We start from the raw sequence: 3,222 nt of genomic DNA, 5'->3' as shown, positions 1-3,222 counted from the left end.
GGCGACGCCTGGAACCGCCTCGCCCACCTCACCGCATCGATGGGAGTCGCCTGATGCCACGACAGTTCCCCCTCGCCGGCCTGCTCCGGCTCCGACAGCTGCGTGAGGACGAGGCCGCAGGGTCGCTGGCCGCCGCCAACGAGCGGCTGCGCGCCTCGCGGGCCCGCACGGACGGCATCAGCGATGCCCTCGACGGCACGGACCTCGACCCCGCGGAGTCCGCGTCCCTCTACGCCGTGGCCGCTGCTCGTGCCTCCGCGCGCAGCACGCTCGCCGACCTCCACGCCCTCGAGGCCCAGCTCCAGGCGGACCAGGAGCGTGCACAGGACCACTACCGAGCCGCACGCGCGGCGACCGTGGGCCTCGAGAAGCTCGAGACACGGCACCGGGACACCGAGGCGACGGCGCTGCTCGGCGCCGAGCAGCGCGTGCTCGACGAGATCGCTGCCGCCGGCCGGCGGCAGCACACAGGAAAGGACCGGACATGACGATGACCGACGCGGTGGGCCGCATCCAGCAGATCCAGTCCACCCTCACCATGCTCTCCGCCCCGGTGGCGCGGACGCAGGCCGGCGCCACGACCGGTTCGACGACGGCCGCCGGTTCGACGACAGCCGCCGGTACCCCTGCGGCGTCTGCGCCGACGGCCTCCGCGGACCTGTTCGCCGACGCCCTCGCCGGCGCCGCAGCACCGTCCGCCGTGGCGGATACCGGAAGTGCCGCGGGTGCCTCCGGTGCCGCGCCGCTGCCTGCCCCTGCCTCGGCCGACGCCGCCCGGCTCATCGAGGCGGCGCGCACGTACGAGGGCGTGCCCTATGTCTGGGGCGGTACCGATCCGGCCTCGGGCCTCGACTGCTCGGGGTTCGTGCAGCGTGCCTATGCCGACATCGGCATCCAGATCCCGCGCGTGACCTGGGACCAGATGAACGCGGGGACGCACGTCCCGTCCCTCGCCGAAGCGCAGCCCGGTGACCTCCTGTTCAGCCACGACGGCGGACACGTGTCCATGTACCTCGGCGGAGGCAAGGCGATCGACGCACCGCAGCCGGGCCAGACCGTGGCAGTCCGCGACATGTGGGAGACGGACGCGAACATCACGACCATCCGCCGCATCCTGCCGGCAGCGCCGGAGGGCGCCGCCTCCGTGGCACCAGCAGACCTCGCCGCCGCCTCTGTGGCGCCGGCGTCCGCGGCGTCAGGTGCTGCCGATACCGCGTACGCGGCCCAGGCGGCGTTCCTCGCGAGCATGGCGCGATGAGCCCCGTGCAGCTCTCCCCCTCCACGGCGCCGGCCCGCGACGCCGTGCATGTTCCCAGGCTGTCCTCCGGTGCGCGGGGCCCGGCCGACGGCGCACCCTCGTTCGGTGAGCTGTACCGCCGCCACGCGGCGGACCGTCCCGGCCCGGGTCCCGTCCCTGCCGGTCCGCGCCTGTCCGCGTCACCGTCCGCCTCCCCGTCGGCTCCGCCCGACGCGCCTTCCGCCGTGTCGACACTTTCCGCCGTGTCGGCTCCGTCCACCGCGTCGGGCCCCATGACCGCGACCGTACCGGGCGCCGTCCCTCCCGCCGGAACGGCACCTGCCGCCCCCGATGCCGGAGGCAGCGTTCCTCCGCCGCCGGTCGACGGCACCGCTGCCCCCGACCTGCCGGCGACGCCGCCCCCTGCTGTCCAGGCTCCGGCTCCGTCGGCGGGTGCGCCGGTGGGCGGAGCCGCGGTGCAGGGGACCGGGAGCCCGTCCGCCGGACCGGGAACGGCATCGGCTCCTGCGGCATCCGCTGTGGCATTCTCCGCGGCGAGCACGGCGAGCACGGCGGCCCCGACGGCCGAGCCCCGTTCCGCCTCGACTGCAGGACCGTCGGACGGGGGAGCGGTGCTCGCCTCGCCGGAGGTGTCAGCCGATGTGGTGGCTGGTGCGCAGCCGGCTCTCCCGACGTCCGGAGCGACGGCGTCGACGGCCACCCCGGACGCCGCTCCCGGCGGTGTCCCCGCAGCAGCGGGGGCGTCCAGCGCACCCGGCGGTGGAGCCGGAACCGGGATCGCCATGTCAGGCTCCCCGTCGGATCCCGTCGACCAGGCTCCGACAGCGACGGGCACTCCTGGAACCGCCTCCGCCCCGCGCGCCGGCGTCCCGAGCGAGCAGGTCTCGGCGCCGGCCGGCGCCGCAGGGTCGCTCGGCCCCGACGCGACCGGTCCGGACGTGGTCAGCCCCGACGCGACCGGCCCCGACGTGACCAGCGGTACGGGCGGCGCCGCGCCGTCGGCCGCGGTGCCGGATGTGCCCGCGGCGCCGGCCGACGCCGGTGCTGTCCCTCCTGCCGCCGCGCGCATCGAGATGCCGGTCGCCGCACAGCCGGTGGCCGCAGCCCCGGGCGGCGCCACGGAGTCGCAGGCGCCCGTCCGCGCAGGGACCGCACCGCTGCCCCAGCAACTCGGTGCCCCCGCCTTCGCGCTCGCCCAGGCCGCAGTCGATGCCCCGGGCGGTACGAGCACCATCACCGTCACGGTCGCCCCCGACGACCTCGGGCCCATCACCATCCGCGCGAGCATCTCCGCGGACGGCACGAGACTCGAGTTCTTCTCCGCCACGGACGGCGGCCGCGACGCCCTCAGGCAGGCGCTACCCGACCTGCGGCGCGAGGCGTCGTCGTCGGGCCTGTCCGCGTCGCTCGACCTCGGGACCGGCACTCCCGACGACGGCAGGGACGGGCCGCGGGACGACAGGCCGCGGCACGCCCCGCCCGGGGGAGAACGACCAGTGCCGACCCCCATCCCCTGGACCGGCCGCCCCGCAGCGGGCTCCCCGACCCTCGACCTCTTCGCCTGATCCGGAAGGACTGCCATGCCCGTAGATCCCGTCGCCTCCGCGACCTTCGCCCCTCCCGAGGCATCCGCCACGGGAACCCGCAAGCAGGCCATGGACTCCGAGGTCTTCATGTCGCTGCTCGTCAGCCAGCTCCGCAACCAGGACCCCAGTGCGCCGATGGACACCAACCAGATGATCTCCCAGACCACGCAACTGGCCATGATGGAGAAGATCACGCAGATGACCGGCATCAGCGAGGAGAACTTCCACCTCCAGATGCGCTCCTCGGCCGCCGCGCTGCTCGGCAACGAGGTCTCCTACACCGGGACGGACGGCGTCGAAGCGCGCGGCACCGCGACCGCGGTCTCCTACAGCGGCCCCGTCCCCACCGTCACGATCGACGGCAAGAGCATCGCGCTC

General features: G+C 75.1%; 4 protein-coding genes. All 4 read left to right on the top strand.

Annotated features, from left to right (window positions below):
* The first annotated feature begins 53 nt into the window (after nucleotides 1-53).
* Complete coding sequence (locus CVO76_RS16290) at nucleotides 54-488, top strand: flagellar FliJ family protein (protein WP_208740133.1); 435 nt, start codon at nucleotides 54-56, stop codon at nucleotides 486-488.
* On the top strand, nucleotides 485-1,258 hold the full coding sequence (locus tag CVO76_RS16285; RefSeq protein WP_208740132.1) for a C40 family peptidase: 774 nt from the start codon (nucleotides 485-487) through the stop codon (nucleotides 1,256-1,258). Before CVO76_RS16290 ends, CVO76_RS16285 begins: the two co-directional genes overlap by 4 nt.
* 782 nt (nucleotides 1,259-2,040) lie before the next feature.
* Complete coding sequence (locus CVO76_RS16280; RefSeq protein ID WP_208740131.1) at nucleotides 2,041-2,823, top strand: flagellar hook-length control protein FliK; 783 nt, start codon at nucleotides 2,041-2,043, stop codon at nucleotides 2,821-2,823.
* 15 nt (nucleotides 2,824-2,838) lie between these two features.
* Nucleotides 2,839-3,222, top strand: a 384-nt coding sequence (locus CVO76_RS16275) for a flagellar hook assembly protein FlgD (RefSeq protein ID WP_208740130.1), incomplete at its 3' end; no start/stop codon positions are given.

Origin of the sequence: Arthrobacter agilis, from assembly GCF_002953615.1 — a bacterium.
Classification (GTDB): Bacteria; Actinomycetota; Actinomycetes; order Actinomycetales; family Micrococcaceae; genus Arthrobacter_D; species Arthrobacter_D agilis_B.
Note: the sequence above shows the minus strand (reverse complement) of the source record. Positions and strands in the feature narration are given on the sequence as shown.